The sequence below is a fragment of the Mucilaginibacter sp. 21P genome (assembly GCF_019331605.1).
GTDB classification, from domain to species: Bacteria; Bacteroidota; Bacteroidia; order Sphingobacteriales; family Sphingobacteriaceae; genus Mucilaginibacter; species Mucilaginibacter achroorhodeus.
In genome coordinates, this window is record NZ_CP063061.1 from 1,695,172 (window position 1) to 1,713,868 (window position 18,697).

General features: G+C 42.7%; 19 protein-coding genes. 13 read left to right on the forward strand and 6 right to left on the reverse strand.

Going from position 1 to position 18,697, the window contains the following annotated elements; genetic code table 11:
- Nucleotides 1-2 precede the first annotated feature (2 nt).
- From INP83_RS07705 to INP83_RS07745, 9 genes are all read left to right on the forward strand, one after another.
- Nucleotides 3-1,625, forward strand: a complete 1,623-nt coding sequence (locus INP83_RS07705; RefSeq protein WP_255563276.1) for a glycoside hydrolase family 31 protein — start codon at nucleotides 3-5, stop codon at nucleotides 1,623-1,625.
- The gene (locus INP83_RS07710; protein ID WP_219126957.1) at nucleotides 1,625-2,743 is read left to right on the forward strand and encodes a phosphotransferase enzyme family protein; all 1,119 of its coding nucleotides are present in this window, start codon (nucleotides 1,625-1,627) and stop codon (nucleotides 2,741-2,743) included. The genes INP83_RS07705 and INP83_RS07710 overlap by 1 nt, the downstream gene beginning before the upstream one ends.
- Complete coding sequence (locus INP83_RS07715; protein ID WP_219126958.1) at nucleotides 2,743-3,396, forward strand: carbohydrate-binding family 9-like protein; 654 nt, start codon at nucleotides 2,743-2,745, stop codon at nucleotides 3,394-3,396. The genes INP83_RS07710 and INP83_RS07715 overlap by 1 nt, the downstream gene beginning before the upstream one ends.
- A gap of 11 nt (nucleotides 3,397-3,407) precedes the next feature.
- Nucleotides 3,408-4,697: a sugar MFS transporter gene (locus INP83_RS07720; RefSeq protein WP_219126959.1), complete on the forward strand. Its 1,290-nt coding sequence runs from the start codon at nucleotides 3,408-3,410 to the stop codon at nucleotides 4,695-4,697.
- Nucleotides 4,698-4,738: 41 nt separating this feature from the next.
- Nucleotides 4,739-6,088 carry a Gfo/Idh/MocA family protein gene (locus INP83_RS07725; RefSeq protein ID WP_219126960.1) on the forward strand — a complete coding sequence of 450 codons (1,350 nt, stop codon included), beginning with the start codon at nucleotides 4,739-4,741 and terminating at the stop codon, nucleotides 6,086-6,088.
- 131 nt (nucleotides 6,089-6,219) lie between these two features.
- Nucleotides 6,220-6,426, forward strand: a complete 207-nt coding sequence (locus tag INP83_RS07730) for a DUF2683 family protein (RefSeq protein WP_219126961.1) — start codon at nucleotides 6,220-6,222, stop codon at nucleotides 6,424-6,426.
- A 2-nt stretch (nucleotides 6,427-6,428) separates the two neighbouring features.
- Entirely contained in the window at nucleotides 6,429-6,722 is a 294-nt protein-coding gene (locus tag INP83_RS21335; protein WP_370630612.1) for a type II toxin-antitoxin system RelE/ParE family toxin, read from the forward strand.
- The gene (locus INP83_RS07740) at nucleotides 6,719-7,573 is read left to right on the forward strand and encodes an AraC family transcriptional regulator (protein WP_219126963.1); all 855 of its coding nucleotides are present in this window, start codon (nucleotides 6,719-6,721) and stop codon (nucleotides 7,571-7,573) included. The genes INP83_RS21335 and INP83_RS07740 overlap by 4 nt, the downstream gene beginning before the upstream one ends.
- A gap of 79 nt (nucleotides 7,574-7,652) precedes the next feature.
- Entirely contained in the window at nucleotides 7,653-8,369 is a 717-nt protein-coding gene (locus INP83_RS07745) for a hypothetical protein (RefSeq protein WP_219126964.1), read from the forward strand.
- A 19-nt stretch (nucleotides 8,370-8,388) separates the two neighbouring features.
- On the opposite strand, the gene INP83_RS07750 is transcribed toward INP83_RS07745, so the two are convergent.
- On the reverse strand, nucleotides 8,389-8,859 hold the full coding sequence (locus tag INP83_RS07750; RefSeq protein ID WP_219126965.1) for a hypothetical protein: 471 nt from the start codon (nucleotides 8,857-8,859) through the stop codon (nucleotides 8,389-8,391).
- A gap of 73 nt (nucleotides 8,860-8,932) precedes the next feature.
- On the opposite strand from INP83_RS07750, the gene INP83_RS07755 reads away from it, so the two are divergent.
- Complete coding sequence (locus tag INP83_RS07755; protein ID WP_219126966.1) at nucleotides 8,933-9,697, forward strand: DUF72 domain-containing protein; 765 nt, start codon at nucleotides 8,933-8,935, stop codon at nucleotides 9,695-9,697.
- Between the two features lie 59 nt (nucleotides 9,698-9,756).
- Here the strand turns inward: INP83_RS07755 and INP83_RS07760 are convergent, their stop codons facing one another.
- Nucleotides 9,757-10,497, reverse strand: a complete 741-nt coding sequence (locus tag INP83_RS07760) for an SDR family oxidoreductase (RefSeq protein WP_219126967.1) — start codon at nucleotides 10,495-10,497, stop codon at nucleotides 9,757-9,759.
- Nucleotides 10,498-10,564: 67 nt separating this feature from the next.
- Nucleotides 10,565-11,152: a TetR/AcrR family transcriptional regulator gene (locus tag INP83_RS07765; protein ID WP_219126968.1), complete on the reverse strand. Its 588-nt coding sequence runs from the start codon at nucleotides 11,150-11,152 to the stop codon at nucleotides 10,565-10,567.
- A 154-nt stretch (nucleotides 11,153-11,306) separates the two neighbouring features.
- On the opposite strand from INP83_RS07765, the gene INP83_RS07770 reads away from it, so the two are divergent.
- Complete coding sequence (locus tag INP83_RS07770) at nucleotides 11,307-11,993, forward strand: hypothetical protein (RefSeq protein ID WP_219126969.1); 687 nt, start codon at nucleotides 11,307-11,309, stop codon at nucleotides 11,991-11,993.
- A 54-nt stretch (nucleotides 11,994-12,047) separates the two neighbouring features.
- On the opposite strand, the gene INP83_RS07775 is transcribed toward INP83_RS07770, so the two are convergent.
- A complete protein-coding gene (locus INP83_RS07775; RefSeq protein ID WP_219126970.1) occupies nucleotides 12,048-13,034 on the reverse strand; it encodes a hypothetical protein in 987 nt (328 codons plus the stop codon).
- A 75-nt stretch (nucleotides 13,035-13,109) separates the two neighbouring features.
- On the opposite strand from INP83_RS07775, the gene INP83_RS07780 reads away from it, so the two are divergent.
- Nucleotides 13,110-13,562, forward strand: a complete 453-nt coding sequence (locus tag INP83_RS07780; RefSeq protein WP_219126971.1) for a hypothetical protein — start codon at nucleotides 13,110-13,112, stop codon at nucleotides 13,560-13,562.
- A 10-nt stretch (nucleotides 13,563-13,572) separates the two neighbouring features.
- Here INP83_RS07780 and INP83_RS07785 read toward each other — a convergent pair whose 3' ends face one another.
- Entirely contained in the window at nucleotides 13,573-15,996 is a 2,424-nt protein-coding gene (locus INP83_RS07785) for an AsmA-like C-terminal region-containing protein (RefSeq protein ID WP_219126972.1), read from the reverse strand.
- Nucleotides 15,997-16,098: 102 nt separating this feature from the next.
- On the reverse strand, nucleotides 16,099-16,308 hold the full coding sequence (locus INP83_RS07790) for a hypothetical protein (protein WP_146268861.1): 210 nt from the start codon (nucleotides 16,306-16,308) through the stop codon (nucleotides 16,099-16,101).
- A 162-nt stretch (nucleotides 16,309-16,470) separates the two neighbouring features.
- Between INP83_RS07790 and INP83_RS07795 the strand changes: the two genes are divergently transcribed.
- Nucleotides 16,471-18,651 (forward strand): TonB-dependent receptor, encoded by a 2,181-nt coding sequence (locus INP83_RS07795; RefSeq protein ID WP_219126973.1) that lies wholly within the window; start codon nucleotides 16,471-16,473, stop codon nucleotides 18,649-18,651.
- Nucleotides 18,652-18,697 lie beyond the last annotated feature (46 nt).

The window sequence follows — 18,697 nt, forward strand, 5'->3', positions numbered from 1 at the left end:
TCTTGAGTAAGGCTATCAAAATAATATTATCAGCTGTATTTGTAGGCTTGGCGGCATCGCTTAGCGCGCAAACCATTGCCATTAAACCCGGCGAAAAATGGTTTGGCGGTGCGGTAAATGATGCTCACTTAATGCCTTTTACCAACGGCTATAAACTTAACCTGTATGGCGATACCCGCGGAAACCAGGCATCGCCCTTACTGGTATCAACCAAAGGCCGGTTTATCTGGAGTGAAGAACCGTTCAAGTTTACTTTTGAAAGCGGTAAGCTCATTATCAGCGAAACCCACGCTGCATTGGTTGTTGACTCTTCGGCCAACAATTTGCAAAGTGCGTTTAAGCTTGCAGCTAAACGATATTTCCCATCGAAAGGTAAACTGCCCGACACCTTGTTGTTTGCCAAACCGCAATACAATACCTGGATAGAGCTGGTTTACAATCAAAATCAAAGGGATATCATCAAATATGCAAAAGCCATTATCGATAACGGTTTCCCGCCGGGGGTGTTAATGATAGATGATAACTGGGCTGATTATTATGGCAGGTTTGATTTTCGTGCAGATAGATTCAGCAACGCTGCTGCAATGGTTGATTCACTGCATAATATGGGTTTTAAAGTGATGCTTTGGGTTAGTCCGTTTGTGTCACCCGATACAGAGGTTTATCGCGAATTATTGGCCAAACGCTTGCTGCTTTTTGATAATGGCGGTAACACTGGTTTAACCTGGGATAAGGCTGATAAACCGACCATCATTTCCTGGTGGAACGGTTATAGCTCGGTGCTCGATTTTACAAATCCGCAGGCAAAGGAGTGGTTTACCGGCAGGCTCAATTACATGATGAAAACATATCACCTTGATGGCTTTAAGCTGGATGCAGGCGATGCAGATTTTTATCCGGCCAACGCCGTTTCCTACAAAAAAGCAACGCCTAATGAACATAGCCGTTTATGGGGTGAGATTGGTTTAAATTTTCCGCTCAATGAATATCGCGCCATGTGGAAAATGGGCGGCGAGCCCCTCGTTGAACGCTTGCGCGACAAACAACATACCTGGACAGACCTGCAAAAACTGATACCACACATTACCACCGCCGGTTTATTAGGCTACCAGTTCACCTGCCCGGATATGATCGGCGGCGGCGAATTTGGTTCCTTCATCGGTAAGGATAAACTGGACGAGCAACTCATTGTCCGCTCTGCGCAATGCTCTGCACTGATGCCGATGATGCAGTTTTCGGTTGCGCCATGGCGTGTTTTATCTCAGCAAAATTTAGCAGCCGTTAAAAAGGCAGTTGCCTTAAGGGCAAGGTATACGCCTTACATATTGCAGCTGGCAAGAACATCGTCGCAAACCGGCGAACCCATTGTGCGCAGCATGGAATACCAGTTCCCTAACCAGGGCCTTGTTGATGTAAAAGGCCAGTTTATGTTAGGCAGCAAATACCTCGTGGCTCCTGTAACAACTAAAGACAACAGCAAAATAGTTTACCTGCCTAAAGGCACCTGGTTGAGCGATGACGGCAAAAAGGTAAAGGGGCCGCTTAAGTATAACATCATGGTAGCGGCAGATAGGTTGCCTGTGTTCGAATTGATCAAGAATTTAAATTACAAAATTACTAAATAGTGCAAAGTTTTAAATACATAGCCGAAGTTGTACCGCACTTTAAATGTACTGCAGATGCCGGTTCCTATAAACCTTATGGGTCTGGCCATATCAATGATACCTTCTTTTTGAAGAATTTAGCCGAGGGGGCTGACTATTTACTGCAACGCATTAATCACCATATTTTCACCAACGTTGAAAAGCTTACCGAAAATATGCAAAAGGTGACCGAACATTTAAAACTCAAGGTAATCAGCAACGGCGGCGACCCGATGACCGAAGTAATGACGCTTATCCCAACCAATAGCGGCAAGTATTTTTATCAGGATAGCGATGGCAACTATTGGCGCATGTTCTTTTTTCTGGGTAACACCAAAAGTTATGACCTGGTGAAGCTCCCTAAACAGGCTTATGAGGGTGGAAAAGCATTCGGAAAGTTCCAGGCAATGTTGTCTGATATCCCGGCAGGAGAAATGTTTGAGGTGATACCCGATTTCCATAACATACAGCACCGGTTAAGGCAATTGAATGATGCCATTGCAAAAGATGCAGCAGGCCGCGTTTCTTCTGTTAAACCCGAATTGGATATTGTACGAAAGTATGCTGAGCCTATGCAGTACTTCCAGCAGCCCGACCAGGTAAATGCTTTGCCTAAACGCGTTATCCATAATGATACGAAGTTTAATAACGTGCTGCTCAACCAAAATGACGAAGCGCAATGCGTTATTGACCTGGAGACGGTGATGGATGGCTACGTAGCCTATGACTTTGGTGATGCCATACGTACCATTATTAATACCTCTACTGAGGACGAAGCCGATCTGAGCAAAATTAAGTTGAACATGCCGCTGTTTGATGCCTATGTACAAGGTTATCTGCAGGAAGCTTCGAAGTTTTTAACGGATGCTGAAGTGAGATCATTGATGAAGGGTGCACTGCTACTGCCGTATATGCAAGCCGTCCGGTTTCTTACCGACCATATTAACGGCGATGTATATTTTAAAACCAAGTTTGAAGGGCATAATTTGCAAAGGGCCCGCGCGCAGTTCCAACTGCTTAAAATGCTTAATGCCAATGCCGAAGCAATGAACGCTACTATTTTAAACGAGATGGCCGGTTATAAAACGGCGCATTATTAATGATTACTGAAAGCAACATATCATACCTGGAAGTGGATGAGCAACCTCATCGTATTGAGGATGTTTCTGCGCTGATGGATCTTTGTGAACGGATGCAGATATCTTTTGCGCCATGGCATGGAGAAATGGCTATGCCAAAGGTTGATTTTTGCATTTCTTACAATGAAAACAATATTTTTCTTAAATTTTTTGTAACAGAAGCTGCAATTAAGGCCGAATATGTTAATTTTAACGATCCGGTTTACGAGGATAGCTGTGTTGAGTTCTTTATAGCCTTTAACGGCGATAGCAGCTACTATAACCTCGAGTTTAATTGCATGGGCACCGGCAGGGTACAATATGGCAGCGGTAAGTATAACCGCGCATTTATACCTGCGGGCTTAATTAAAACAATACAACATCAAACTACGCTAAAGAGTACCAGCCGCGGAGATATTTATTGGGAGCTTACTTTAGTGGTCCCCAAAACTGTATTTATGTTCCATCCGCAATTAAACTTAGAAAACAACCGGGCAAAAGTTAATTTTTTCAAGTGCGGCGACGGCTTGCCACAGCCACACTACTTATGCTGGAACAACATCGTTCATCACGAACCGGAGTTCCATCTTACAGATTTTTTCAAACAAGTAACATTTAGTCCACAGGTAGTTTAAAATTTAAAAGCATGGCACAACAAGCAGTATCATTACAGGCAGAGAACAAGAAAAGCGCAATGAGTCCCATTTTCATCATTGGGATGCTGTTCTTTATTTTTGGTTTTATCACATGGTTAAACTCGGTTTTGATACCGTATTTAAAACTGGCTTGCGAGCTTAACAATGTTGAAGCCTACTTAGTGACAACTGCTTTTTATATCTCTTACTTCGTACTGGCTATACCATCGGCCCGCATCTTAAATGCAACCGGTTTCAAAAAAGGGATGTCGGTTGGTTTGGCGGTAATGGCCGTAGGTGCATTGATCTTCATACCCGCGGCATTAACACGCTTTTACGGCCTGTTCCTGTTAGGCTTGTTCATACAAGGGTCCGGATTGGCCTTACTGCAAACTGCATCAAACCCCTATATCACCATACTTGGTCCGCCGGAGAGCGCTGCAAGGCGTATCAGTATTATGGGCATCTGTAATAAAGTGGCCGGTGCAATTGCGCCGATAGTGTTAGGAGCAATTGCTCTTAAAGATGTGGACGGTTTAAAAGCCCGCATTGCAACCATGGCTATTGAAGCAAAAAAGTTAGAGTTAGATGCATTAGCATCACGTGTAATATTACCGTATGTGGTTATTGTGGTAGTACTGTTGATATTGTCAGTTGTTATTTACAATTCAAGCCTGCCCGAGATAGATACCGACCAGGAAGACGAAACCACCGCGTTAACCAATACCGGTAAAACCAGCGTCTTGCAGTTCCCGCACTTGTTGCTGGGTGTACTTACGCTGTTTTGTTATGTTGGTGTTGAGGTTATAGCAGGCGATACCATTATCAACTACGCTAATACGCAGGGCATTGCTATGGAGAGTGCCAAATTCTTCACCTCGTTTACCTTAGGCTGTATGCTTGTTGGTTATGGAATAGGGGTGGTGTGCATTCCAAAATATCTTACACAGGAAAAAGCTATGAAGCTCTCGGCGGGCTTAGGTGTGATCTTATCTGTTCTGGTAATTTTTACACATGGCTATGTTTCTGTTTTGGGTGTAGCCCTGCTTGGCTTAGCTAATTCATTAGTGTGGCCGGCTATATGGCCAATGGCTTTGGCGGGTTTGGGCAGGTTTACCAAAATTGGCTCATCGCTTATGATCATGGGGATAGCCGGTGGTGCAATTGTGCCGCTGGGCTACGGTGCATTGGCCGATGCTATTAACCCTACACACGCTTACGTTATTTTGATACCATCATACCTTATCATTTTATATTACGCTTTCAGCGGCCACAAAGTAGGCCGACCGAAGGCAATTTGAAAGATTAATTATAAAATCAAGAATCAATAAATTTAAAAATTATGGACCGCAGAGAATTTGTTAAGAACACCGCTGTAGGAATTGCAGGATTAACCATTTTGCCCTCGGGGTTGTTATTTGCAAAAAATGCAGATAAGGTAAGGTTGGGTTATATTGGGGTAGGTTTGCGCGGCAGAAACCACATTAGCGAGGGTTTGCTGCGCGATGACGTAGAGATAGTAGCCATTTGCGATATACAGGAAAGTTCGCTAAAATACTGCCGCGAGCAATTTGTTACGGCAAAAAAGAAACTCCCAACTGAATATACCGGCGGGTTAGATGCTTATAAAAAACTGCTGGCCCGTAAGGATGTTGATGCTGTAATTATCGCCACACCGTGGCAGTTCCATAAAAGCCAGGCTATTGATGCCATGCGCGCGGGCAAATACGTAGGTTGCGAGGTTATTGCCGGTATTTCGGTTGAAGACCACTGGGATATCCTGAAAGTACACGAAGAAACCAAAATGCCTTACATGACGCTGGAGAACGTTTGTTACCGCCGTGATGTGATGGCTGTTTTAAACATGGTACGCCAGAACCTGTTCGGCGAATTGGTGCACTGCGAGGGCGGTTACCAGCACGATCTGCGCGGTATCCTCTTTAACGATGGTAAAAGCTTTTACGGCAAGGGCGGCGAGTTTGGCCCGGGCACGATGGGCGAATCGGCATGGCGTACGCAGTGGAACATTGACCGTGATGGCGATATATATCCTACCCACGGTGCCGGCCCTGTAATGCACTACCTGGATATCAATGCAGGTAACCGTTTTACTAACCTGGTATCATTCTCAAGCAAGTCGGTTGGGTTGAATCATTATATCGAGAAGGTATCGCCGGGAAATAAAAATGCCAAGATCAAATTCAAAAATGGCGATGTTACCACCACCATGATCAATTGTGCTAATGGTGAAACCGTTACCTTAAGCCATGACGTGCATTTGCCTCGCCCTTACTCATTGGGTTTCCGCGTGCAAGGCACTGAGGGTGTCTGGATGGATGTGGCTAACTCGATCTATATTGAAGGGAAATCGGCCAAGGATGATGTATGGGACAAAGCTGATGCATGGCTTGAAAAATATGACCACCCGCTTTGGAAAAAGAACGAGCACCTGGCAGAAGGTGCAGGCCACGGTGGTATGGACTGGTTTGTGTTTAACGCTTTTGTAATGGCTGTAAAAGAGCGCAAGCAAACCCCAATTGATGTTTATGATTCATTAACCATGAGCGTGATAACACCGCTTTCAGAAAAATCATTAAAAGAAGGCAACGCACCACAACAATTCCCTGATTTTACCAAAGGCAAATGGAAAGAGCGCAAAAATACTTTCGCTTTGGATGATAGCGGGTTTTAAATATGGGTTATGATTATATTAACACGAAACCCCGCCTTTTAGGGCGGGGTTTCGTGTTTAAACGTGATTTTAAAAGTGGCAAGTTTAAGTTTGAACTAATTAGTCATCATCAATAATTGTTATATTTGTTTATGGACGCTTTGATTGTTTATCCTGAAAATAAAGAACAGTTAGCCGCTGTTAAAGCGGTGATGAAGGCTATGAAAATAACCTTCGAGCAAACGGAAAAAACGTATCCGGCTCAGGTGGTTGAGGGTGTAAAGCAATCTTTAAGACAAGCTAATGAGGGTAAATTAACTGCTTTTACTTCAGTACAAGATATCCTGACTCGGTCTTGATTTTGCAAATCCTATATACTGATACTGCGAAACAGACATTACTCTCAACGTATGACTTTATTAAAAATCAATTCGGTGAGAAATCAGCGAAACTGTTTGCTGATAAAGCAGACAAAACTATAAAGCTGTTGGCTGAATATCCTTTAATGTTTAAGGCCTCTGATTTAGGACCAAATGTTAGAGTAGGCATGATAACAAAACAATGCTCTTTGTTTTATCGCGTGACTGAAACAGAGATCCATTTGCTTTTCTTTTGGGATAACCGGCAGGAACCTTTGTCAATATTTCATCCATGAAAGACATCCCACTACATCAACTGAAAGAGCGGGCTACTACCGGCCTGGAGATGTGGCGTTATTATGCTGGTGATATGGACGACGACGACCAGGCGCCGCTGGGAGCTCACCGGGATGATCATTATATATTTTTTCTGATCGAGGAAGGTTCGGCATCACTGATGATCGATTTTACTGAAGTAGTGTTTCATCAACAAACGCTGTATTATGTTTTGCCCGGCCAGGTACATCAGAGTTTAGGCTACAACGAGGCTTGTGGATGGTTCATAGCGGTAGATACCATGCTTGTGCCGCCAGATTACCGGAAAGTTTTTGAGGGCAGCCTTGCTTTGCAGCAGCCTCATGCACTCAACAATGATCAGATGCAACAGTGCCGTAGCTTGCTTGAAGTATTGCTGCAGCGTTTTCAGGAAAAGGACAGTGTACCTTTTAATGTTTCGGTGACGCATTCTTTGCTGCAGGCATTTATAGGAATGGTTGCCGGTTGTTATAGCTGTGCTGCTAACCCAATTGTGCAGTCAACGCGGCCCATGGAAATTGTGCAACAGTTTAAGCGTGTATTGATAGATAATATCCATACAATAAAAAGCCCGTCTGCATATGCCGACATGCTTCGCGTATCTGAAAGTTACCTTAACGAATCGTTAAAGAAGGTTACCGGCATGTCTGTTAGTTACTGGATCTTGAATGAGGTTGTACTGGAAGCTAAGCGTTTATTATACTACAGCGAATTAAACGTTAAGGAAATAGCCCATCAATTGGGCTATGATGATCATACCTATTTCTCTCGTATCTTTAAAAAATCAGAAAACATCACACCATTATCTTTCAGGGCTTCTTACCGTAAATAATCCAATCATTACCGCGGGTTTGCCATTGATGACGGCTGCTTTTACACGTTTCTTTGTATCAAAGCAAAACACCCACGTTATGGAAACATCTACTTTTCAAAAATTTAAGCAGAAGGCGGGCAGTCTGCTCGAGCCACGCATATTACAAACTGGCCGGGTGCTGGAGGTAAGGCCATGGTCACCTTCAACCATGATAGAGATAGACCTACATCTTCCATTTACCGATATGGAAAATTGGGAGCAGGTACCATACATCAAATTTAAGGTTGATTCGCTGACCTATCGCGATTACACGCCATCCGGGTGGGATGCAGAAACAAGTACCTGCACCATTTTTGTTGATGCACTGCACAATGGCCCCGGCGCAAAGTGGGCCCGGGGGTTAAAGGCTAACGATACGGTAAATTATTTTAAACAGATAGGATACACACAGCACCAACCAGATCAAACCTCAGCGGTTATTGCCCTTGGCGACGAAAGCAGCGTTGGCCATTTGCTGGCGTTACAAAAGATGGTATTACCGCATACCCGTTTCTCCGGTGGTATTGTTATGGGTAATGAAGAGCACCGCAAGCAGTTCCACGAATATTTTTGGACGCCAATAGAGCCTGTTGAGCGCCGTGATATTTACGGACATCATAGTTTAATGGAGTGGGTATTAAGGCAAAAGTATAGCCTGGAGAATACCATATTTTACCTCACCGGAAATAATACCATGGTAGGGCAATTGCGCAAATTGCTCAAACAGCAGGGCTATCCATCATCTCAAATTAAGACACAAGGTTTTTGGTCTTGAACAACATACGTTAAGCAGGTTATTTCTGCTTAACGTATGTTTCAATTATTTCGTGGTTGATGTTAAGGCTGTCAATTTTTTCGATGCCTTTTTGTATCAGCGTATCACCTTTAAATTTTACCGTAAAGTCAAAATCCTTACCCTCCCAGTCGCGGGCATTCAGGTAGGCTAAATGTTCGGTATACTTGTCGCCCTTTAAATTATAAGTGCCGCCGCCCGCTGTGTACGTGGCGTCTTTTCCCTTGCCTTTGCTGAGATCATGTCGCATAAAGGCAAAATGAGTATCATTTAAAATTTTGATCATTTCCTGGTTGGCTACCGGATAATCTTTAACGGTATCACCCTTGGTAACTGTAATGGCCGATACAAGTTTCCAGGTGCCCACCATTGGCGACGCCGATTTTGTTTCTTTATCAGCAGAGTCAGCAGGTTTTTGCGTGCATGATGCTAATGCCAGGGCAGCCAGCGGTAGCAGGTTTTTAAATTTCATGAGATTGAGGTTTTGTTGATTTAGCACTAAGATAGGTGCAACAATAGTAAATGCAAGCATGTTAACCTTTAGTATGCAAAATAGCGTTTACCAATTACCAGCCAATTTTTACTCAGGGACCAGCGGACTGGTGTTGCCCGTGCCTAACAAGCAGGCTTATCCTCCCGAGTTTCAGGATAGCTCGCGCCTAACTTACTTTGGCTCTCTGTTCAATAGCCTTGAGATCAACAGCTCGTTCTACAAATTGCCAATGGTATCAACCGTGAAGAAATGGACGGAAGAAGTCCCTGCTGATTTCAGGTTTACTTACAAGTTGCTGCGCGACATTACCCATAACAAAGAGTTGTTGTTTGAGCCGGATGTTTTGTCACGGTTTCTGCGGGTAGTGGATGCCGCCGGTGATAAAAAAGGGAGCTTGCTGATCCAGTTTCCGGGGAAAACAGATATTGGCTCTTTAAGGCAACTGCAGAAATTGCTGGTCAATATTGGAGACACGGAATGGGATGTAGCTGTTGAATTCCGTAACAAGAGTTGGTATTGCGAAGATGTTTACCGACTGCTTGATGAGTACAAAGTCGCAATGGTGATACAGGATATGCCAAAGGCCATAACACCAATGATAGATTCGCCGGCTGATTTTGTTTACCTGCGATTCCACGGGCCTAACGGCGGTTACCGTGGCAGTTACAGCGAGGCGTTTCTACAGGAACATGCCCAACTGATTGCCGAATGGTTAAGTGATGGTAAACGCGTTTACTGTTACTTTAACAACACGGCCGGAGAGGCAGTGCATAATCTGATCACGCTTAACAGCATGGTTGCAGAAGCAACCGGATGAAAAAACAATGCCCGGTGCGAAACTTACACCGGGCAAAGCAATCAACATATCTTATATAATTACCATGGCAGTTGTTCGCCCAAATGGTAAAAACCACCATTAGGGCCATCTTCGCCAATAAGGGCTAATTCCACACTTGTTTTAGCACCGTCTACAATTTCCATAGGTGCTACATCAGTACCACCGAGTTCGGTTTTTACCCAACCCGGGTGTGCAGAGTTTACTTTGATGTTGGTATCTGCCAGTTCAATGGCCAGGTGGTTGGTGAACATATTTAAAGCGGCCTTAGATGCATCGTATGATAATACCTTGATCGCTTCTATCGGGCTATTTGGTTGAGAATGCATTGTCAAAGATCCTAAAATGCTTGATAGGTTTACAATACGGCCTGCATCACTCTTTTTAAGCAGCGGTAACAACGCATTGGTTAAATAAACCTGAGCGAAGAAGTTAGTTTGAAAAATGTATTCAAATTCTTCTTCGGTAGTTTCTACAGTTGTTTTTACAAACAACGAACGTTTTGGAGCAACACCCGCATTGTTTACCAGGATATCCAGCTTGCCGAATTTATCTTCTATATAAGCGGCTAAAGCTTTTCTGTCGTCTGCACTGGTCACTTCAAGTTTGGCGCCGTAAGCGTCTATTCCTTGTTGCTTTAATTTCTCGGCCGATTCGTTTGCCACATCAAGGTTGCGGGCGGTAAGGATAATGGTTACGCCCTTCTCGCCAAGTTGTTTTGCAGTTTCAAAGCCTATGCCTCTGTTTGCACCTGTTATAAGTGCTACTTTTTGATTTTTCATTGTTGTATGGAGTTTTATTTATGTTTATCTTTTTTAGACCGTTCGGTCTTTTTTATTTCAAAAAAAATTAAATGGTATGAGCAGTTATCTCATCCTTGAGCATTTTACTTATCTGTTTCATTGCCATGTTATCGTCTGCAACCTTGGCCATTAGCATCCCACCCTCAAGCATGGCAAACATCTTTACAGCAAAATCCTCTATTTGCCAATCGCTTTTAAATTCATCGTTAGCTTGCCCGCAGGCTAATATGCTACTGAGCAATGCCTGCGAATCTTTAATACCCTTGTTTACCCGTTCTTTAATTGCGGGGTTGGTATCATCTGCCTCCGAACCAAAGTTAAGCATCGGGCAGCCGCCTTCTATAATAGGCTTATCAACCCTGGCAAAGTGATCTATAAAATAGAACAGCTTTTCTTTTGCTGTTTTCTTTCTGTTTAAGCCTGAGGAAATACTATCGCTCATTGTTTTTAAGCAGTAATCAACAACCGCGCATGATAGCTCTTCTTTACTTTCAAAATGGCCGTACAAACCGCCCTTAGCCATCTTGGTGACCTGCATTACATCGCTCATGGCTGTTCCGGCAACCCCCTTGGTATTAAATACCGGGGCCGATTGCTCGATAATGAATTGCCTTGTGCGTTCTGCCTTTGTCACTGATGATTTATTTGTTGAGTCAAATGTAGACCGTTCGGTCTATTTTGGCAAGAGCTGTTTTTACAAATGTTAATGTAATGACAATTGTTACAAACTGCGACTTAAACCATTGCCGCAGTTGAGAGGTCATACCACCAAAAAAACAGAAAATAAAATGAAAAAGATATTTTTAATGTTAGCGTTTGTTGCCGGCATAGGTGTTGCGGCAAATGCACAAACTAAAGTAGTGAAGACTCCAGAACAGCGCGCACAACACAGGGCTGCGGCATTATCTAAAAAGCTTAATCTTACGGCAGATCAATCTGCTAAAGTAAACGCCATATTTGCCAAGCAGGCATCGCAAATGGATAGCCTTAAAGCCAATAAAACAGGCGACCGCAAGGCTAATTTTGCAGCCCGCAAAGCAATATTTGCCAATACTGATGCCAATCTGAAAAGCGTTTTGACCCCAGATCAGCAAAATGCTTATGCTAATTTAAAAACTGAGATGAAGGGCAAATTTGCCGGCAGGCACCATGGCGTTAAAACACCCGGCGAAAAAGCTCAGCGTTTAACAGGTGTATTAACTAAAAAGTTATCGCTAAGTGCAGATCAGTCTGCTAAAGTGAATACCATTTTGTTGCAAAGCGCTACACAAATGGATAGCCTTAAAGCTAACAAACCTGCAGACCACAAAGCAGCAAGGGCCTCACGTAAAGCAATATTGACTAATGCTGATGCTCAGTTAAAAACAGTATTTACTGCAGAACAGCAAAAAAACTATGCTGACCTGAAAACAAAGATGATAGAAAAAATGAAAGTAAAAAGAGGTGCTAAAGCAGCAACTCCAAACGCAGGATAATTTTGATTAATGGATAAGTGAGCGGGTAGGCAGCGATAAGTTGCCTGCCCTTTTTTATAACCCTTTCACCTTCATATCGTAATGTTCGCGAACGGCATTTTGTGAAGGCATCTCGTTATAAGCCGAGTAAACAATATAGGGGCTATTCTTTTCCACACCCGGTAAAAGTGTGTTTATCGTTTTCCTGATCTCGGCATTTTCGCGTTCAACAGCTTCTACGTCTTTTAAATTCTTTTTAGTGATATAGCAAATATTGGGGAAAGTACCATCATTAAAGGTAGTGTGGTACAAGCGGATAATGGTTGGAGCCCCGTCTACAGATGTTAATTTCAAAGGGAATTTGTAACCTTCATTTACTTTGTTAATCACTTCACCTGCAAAACTGTACATTTCTGCTTCACTATCATATTGCCAGGCGTTATTGGGCCTTGAGCAGCTTTGCAGTAATTGTAACGTATTTGCAGCGGCAAAAAGGTTTTGTGCACGGTATGCCAATTTAGCTTGCTGATACAACTCGGGTGCTGTTTTTCCATTGATGGTATAAGGGGCAACATCAACATCTTTTATTTTCCACCCATAGTTATAATGGCCGTAAATAAGCGTTATCATGTATTGATTAGGCGTTCTGCTCTTGGGCAGAAAGGTAGCTATGTACATCTCCTGCGGGTCGCCATTGTAAATCAATTTATATGAATTGATGCCATTTGCCACTTTAATTGTATCGCTATCAATATATTTATTGATCACGTAAAAATCATCGACAAGTTTAAAACTATCTTTACGGGTGGTGCCGTAAAGTTGGGAAAACAACTTGTTGCTGTAGTTATCCTTTAGCAGTTCATTTGTAAGATAATTGCCAAATTTCTTGTCGTCGTTTTCGCTGACAGTTTTAAAAACTGCGTCGTTCAATTGATGCAGATCTTCACGTTCACTTTCGGCTATCTTATCATTTTTCCAAACGCCGATTTCCTGGCTGCAACTCTGCAAAATACATACTAAGGCAATGCTTAATAGTTTAAAAAGGTTTAGGGTACTTTTCATACAACGAATATAATAAAAGTAAACCTATGGTTACATCGAGCATAAACCTTAAGCTATTTTATATCTTTGGCGGTGATGGTATCAAAAGAAAGCATATTTAAACTGTTTGCATCCGTTGTAGCGGTAACCGTTATTGCAGCTTGCAGTAACGAAGAAAAGAAAAAGCCTGCCGCCGACAGCACAGCCATGGCTAAATCAAATACCGTGGTAACCATGCACGCAGATACCGGCCACCTGGTAGGAGCCTGGCACGATGAAGCCATTAAAACTGAGGACGGTAAAGACATTGCCTACGAGGTGATCAGCAAAGGCAATAAGGTATATATCCAGGCGATAACATTTACAGGTAAGAGCCTTACCCTTAATGATGCTCCGCCTATCACGTCGTCGGCATCTGAGATAAAAAAAGATGGAGATAAATACGTAGGTGTAAACTCACCAACCGAAGTTTACAAGGTAGATAAAACCGGCAACCTGCTCATCTACGATGGCGAAACGTTAGTAGCGGTTTGTAAAAAGATATTGTAAGCAGAAAAGCTTACTTATGATTCTTATTCCAGCCGATTTTTATTTTGCCGTCTTCTTCATGAGCTCGTACGTGTACTACAATACCTTTAAAGCGTTTCTTACGGCGTTCTTCAGGGTCGGTTATTTTAAAGTCGTCTTTTGGGTTACGTAATGGGATATCAAGCGCAATATTAGTCCCGCGGGTTAAACCGTAAACACCTTCTACATCCACATTCAGTACGCTTGAGCTTACTTCCATAGGTTTAATGGTTATCATATCACCGTTCACAATGAAGTGCGCGTCAAGTTTTGGTATCTGGATATTCTTCAGATCACGAAAAGGGAATACAAACTTACCTACACCCTGCAAAGGTTGAAAGTTTAGCAAAGCGGCATCGCGCAGGCTCACATCCAAGTTGCCATTTAAAGAGCGGGGCACCAGGTTGCCTGCATCGGTAACACTGACGCTGATATTTGTTTTCGCCGATAAATATCCTTTCAAGTTATCGGCGGTGAAATCTTTGAGTGCAAAATTATTAAAGGCTCTAAAAAACTCAGGCATATTCACATTGCTTACCACGGTGTTAACGGCGAAGCGGTTAAGTTTATCGCCCTGGGTCACCCTGCCGTTCATTTTTAGTGTTCCACCGGCATGTTTAACACCCACGTTTTGTATCAGTATGCCATTATCTGTCGTCAGCAGATCTGCGTGAGCATCGGTAGCCATAAATTTTTTGTAGTATACTTTGTTGATCTGCATATGCATTTCGGCCCTGCCTTTTTCCAGTACATTGCCCAACTGATCGATAAAGTTGCCGCTATTGCCCCGGCTTTTAGTTTTAGGCGCAGTTTTTCGCTCGCTAAGGAAACCCATAAACTCACCCAGATACAAGGCTGGGCTATGTATTTGCCATGTAAGCAGTATTTTCTCGGGAGCGTCATAATACAGATTCAGAAAGTTATTTACCCTTCCTTCCATATTTACCACGCTTTTGCCGCTTTGCAGGTGAATGTTCTTTAAGATCAGATCATCTTTTACAAAGTTAAGCGAGAACGAGGTATTTGTGAGCTTAAGCCCTCGTGGCAAATAATACAGATCGGTATTTTTAAGATTGATGGAACCGTTTACAAAGGGCTTATTGATTTTATAGTCAACCACATCAGCACGGTAACGCAGGTTAATATCTGCCGTGCCGCCGCTAAACTTGGCCACGTTATCTTCCAGGAACCAGTTAAGGTCTGCCGCAGGGAAATTAGAGCGGAAATTACCGGTGGCCACCGGCTTTTCAAGATTAAGCACACTGCCGGTATCGATAGTGAATGGCAGGTGATTGTAAGTCCCCGTGAATTTGGTTAGCTTAATTACGGAGTTAGCATCGCTAATTTCTTTGTTTTTGGCATATTGATTAGTAAATACACCGCTGAAGTTACAGTTATCGATGATCCCTCCAGGGATGGTAAGCTTGTTATCTTTAACCTTAGCTGTTACATACAATAGAGGATCGGAACCGCCACCAAAGCTGCCGTTTATTGCCGCTGTAACATCAATGGGCTTATCCAGGTTAAACATGTTAAGCGAGGTTTGTATGTTGGCTGCCAATAAGTTTGAGGCGTGTTTCCACAAGAGCTGGTTGGCTACAAGATTGATGGTAAATGTTGTAGGCTCTTTTTTGGTGCGGAATACGGCATTTACAATAAACGGATCTCCGCCGATATTTAAAGGTGTTACCTTAATACTGACGATCCCTTTATCCTCATTATACCCGGCAGAGAAATTTCCATCAAGCTTTTTATTTTTGATGAAGCTGCCCTTTTTAATATTGAAGGCCATGCTTTTTGCCAAAACATCCAGGTGGAAATTGGCACGCCAGCCGCTATCAGGGTAGGCCATATTGCCTTTTAGATCATTAATGCTGAAATTGAAAAGCTTATTGTCTTTACGGTTATCAACGGTGAAGTTAACATCATCAAAGCTGAAGTTTTTCAGCTGCGTAGCCGAGCTGCTTTCGCTCTTGTTATCTTTTACTTGTTTATTGTCTTTTTTAAATACCGCTGTATTACTGTAGCCTGTGCTGTCGGTAAAAAGGTCTATGTCTGCATCGCTTATGGCGATATGGTTAATATCAATGGTGCCTTTAAAAAGCGATAGCGTATTAAGTGATACGTTAAAGCTTTTAGCATTAAGCAGCGTATGCTTATGCTTTTCGAATTGTTTATCGCGTACCAATACATTTTGCAGCGTGATGGAAACATTAGGCAATCCTCGAAAGAAATTAGGTTTCATATCGCCGATGACCAGCGTGCCGTCAACACTTTTGCTTAGCTGCTCATTCACCATTTTTAACACCTTGGTTTTATTGAACGAGATGTAAACAGTAGCACCAACAATGATCAGCACAAACAGCAATACCACGCCCCCTACAATCTTAAGCGATATTTTTAACCATTTTGGCATATGAGGAATTTACTGATAAAGCTTAAATACATGATTTTGTTTGTTTTGAGTAATTATGCTTAATAGCAGATGAGAATAAAACTGTTAAATGAGTTAAAACTATTAAGTTTGAGCCGTGAAATTTCTGTGCATCTTGTTTTCAGTCATTGTTTTGTTTTTATCAGTACGGCCATGCTGTGCAGATAAAGACTGTGATTTTAAAGCTGATAGCAAAACAGAACGTTCGGCCGGTAAGGATAAGTGCCCCGGATGTTCACCATTTTTTTCCTGTAGTAATTGTGCCGGGTTTGTTGTTGGCAAAAGGATGTTCATGCCATATTTTTCTTTGCAACAACATTTAAAAAAGGATTATCTGCCATATAAACAGCCGGCAGTTAAAGAAGTAACCCTTGCCATTTGGCAGCCTCCTCAATTAGGTTAGTTTACATTGAGCCCGCACCGGGCAATTCTTTACTAACTTAATCATCAAATTTCATGAAAAAATTACTTGCGCTGCTTGTAGCATCGTTATGCCATTATGCCGCGTTTTCTCAAAACACATATACCGTTTTTATTAAAGATGCAGAAACTAAAAAGCCTTTGCCGGGCGCTGCAGTCGCCATTGTTGGGACCACAATAGGTGCAATGGCTGATACATCCGGCAAAGCCGATCTCAGTAACATATCAAACGGACTGCAAATTGTTCAGTATAGTTACGTAGGATATATAACCCGCCGTGATACACTTACTTTTCCTTTAGATATCAGTAAAACCTTTACAGTATTACTTAAACAAAACGATGAAGATAATGAATTGGAAGAGGTAACCGTAGCTGCCACGCGCAGCAGCCGCACCATTGCAAATATACCCACCAGGGTTGAAGTGATAAGTGGAGAGGAACTGGACGAGAAAGGAAACATGAAACCTGGCGATATTAGAATGCTGCTGGCAGAAAGTACCGGTATACAAACCCAGCAAACATCTGCCACCAGCGGTAATTCCAGCATTCGCATACAGGGTTTGGATGGTAAATACACCCAGATCATACGCGATGGTTTCCCCCTATACTCCGGTTTTGCCGGAGGTTTGGGCCTGCTGCAAATTGCACCATTGGATCTTAAGCAGGTAGAGGTGATTAAAGGATCGGCGTCTACCTTGTATGGCGGCGGCGCTATAGCAGGCTTAGTGAACCTGGTGTCAAAAACACCAACAGATAAACGGCAACTTAACTTTCTATTGAATGGGACATCAGCCGGAGGTTTGGATCTAAGCGGCTTTTACGGGCAAAAGTTTTTCAAAACAGGTGTTACCGTTTATGCAGCTTACAACCACGGCTCCCCTTATGATCCTGCCGGGGTAGATCTTTCGGCAATTCCTAAGTTTAACCGGTATACGCTAAATCCAAAAATTTATTTCTACCTGACGCCTAAAGCAACATTGGATTTTGGCATTAATGCCACCGTTGAAAAGCGAATAGGCGGTGATATGCACTATATTGAAGGTAATGGAAGTACGCAGCATTCATATTTCGAAGCAAATAATACCGAACGTTACGCAACTACTGCAAAGTACGCGCTGCAGATAGATAGCACACACAAATTTACGGTGAAAAACAGTGTGGGATTGTTTAACCGTAAAATACAATTGCCCGATTATATATTTTCCGGCAAGCAGTTATCTACTTACAGCGAGGCCAATTACCTTATCAATCATTCCAAAACCGAATGGATCTTTGGGCTAAACTATATCACAGATAAGTTTGAAGAAAATAGGGAGACATCGTTCCCGCTACGTAATTACGATCATCAGATAATTGGCGGTTTCGTGCAAAATACATGGGATATCAGCCCCCGTGTAATTTTAGAAACGGGTTTGCGAGGCGATCATCACAATCAATATGGCTTTATGTTTTTACCGAGAATCTCTGCGTTATGGAAAATATCAGACAAGATATCTACCCGTTTAGGCGGAGGTTTGGGTTACAAGGCACCAAATGTATTTACCGAAGATGCAGAGCGCATACAGTTCAGGAACGTATTGCCTATAGACGCATCCCTGGCAAAGGCTGAACGTTCGCTTGGGGTAAATCTCGACGTTAATTACCGGACCGGTTTATTTGACGAGCAGGTAAGTTTTAGCGTCAATCAGTTGTTTTTTTACACACGCATAAATAACCCTATTCTATTAGCATCACTGCCCAACGGCAACCAGCAATATCAGCAACCGCGGGGAGACCTGAATACCAAGGGTACAGAAACCAATCTGAAATTTGGTTACCATAATTTTAAGCTCTATATCGGCTACACTTACGCAGATGTAACCCAGCATACTTTAAATACTGTTAGCGTTTACCCATTGGTGAGTAAACACCGGTTAAACAATGTGCTTTTTTACGAAATTGAAGATAGTTGGAAAATAGGTGCCGAGGCTTATTATTTTAGTCCGCAAAGGCTTAATGATGGCACAACTGGGCGGGCCTATTGGACCACCGGACTCATGGTCGAAAAAATATGGAAACGTTTATCCGTTTTTGTAAATTTTGAAAATCTTACCGATACGCGGCAAACCAAATTTGGGCCTATTTACACCGGCAGTATAACTAACCCGGTATTTAAAGACATCTATGCGCCACTTGATGGTTTTGTAGCTAATGGAGGTATTAAACTGAAGTTGTAAAGGCCCTTTATATTGCCGCTTAGGAGCGGAGAGGGGTGAGTAACCA